The organism is Campylobacter concisus (genome assembly GCF_902460415.1).
Lineage (GTDB): Bacteria > Campylobacterota > Campylobacteria > Campylobacterales > Campylobacteraceae > Campylobacter_A > Campylobacter_A concisus_Y.
In genome coordinates, this window is the sequence record NZ_CABPTY010000019.1 from 1 (window position 1) to 633 (window position 633).

At 40.1% G+C, this 633-nt stretch carries 1 protein-coding gene; it reads right to left on the reverse strand.

Features of this window, described 5'->3' with window-relative positions:
• Nucleotides 1–75 precede the first annotated feature (75 nt).
• Nucleotides 76–633 (reverse strand): toprim domain-containing protein (locus tag FZ940_RS09390; RefSeq protein WP_148822347.1); only part of this gene is annotated, 558 nt, incomplete at its 5' end.

Here is a 633-nt window from a genome sequence, read left to right on the forward strand (position 1 = left end):
AAAAGCTTATATAAACCTTAAACTTTAAAATCCAGCTTAAATCTTGATTGCCCGAATTAATCAATATTCTATAAATCATATAGCCCTAGAATACTCCCTGCCGATTTTTTTTTCGACGAGATTAAGTCGTTTAAAGCATTCTCTCATTCCGGGCAGACGCTGCACCTTTGGGGCTATCTCTTTAAATTTTGAAGGATTAAATCTTAAAAGCTCATTTACGCGCTCATTCTTTGCGCAAGGCTCTAAAAAATCATATTTCTTTGATAAATACTCTACTTTCTTGCCAAGCTCGCTCAAAGGCTTTAAAATGTTTTCTTTACTAATATTGCGCGCTGCTAGCCCCAATGCTTTGCCGACTACCAAATCATCGTTAAAGTCCTTTAATATAGGCATTTGCCTGTCAGCATTCGGCACTATTTGCTCTACGATCTTGCCAAACTCTTTGCCGCGATCGTCATTATCGAACGCTAGCGTAAATTTTGCATCCGGGGCGAGCTTGCGAAGCGCTTTAATCGCATCTTTTTGCGATGTCGATATTTGCCCGTTGGTCGAGCATAGCAGCGTCTCTTGCAAATTTATCCCTTTCATCTCGCAAAACGATAGCGTGTCGATCATGCTCTCGCTGATTATTAT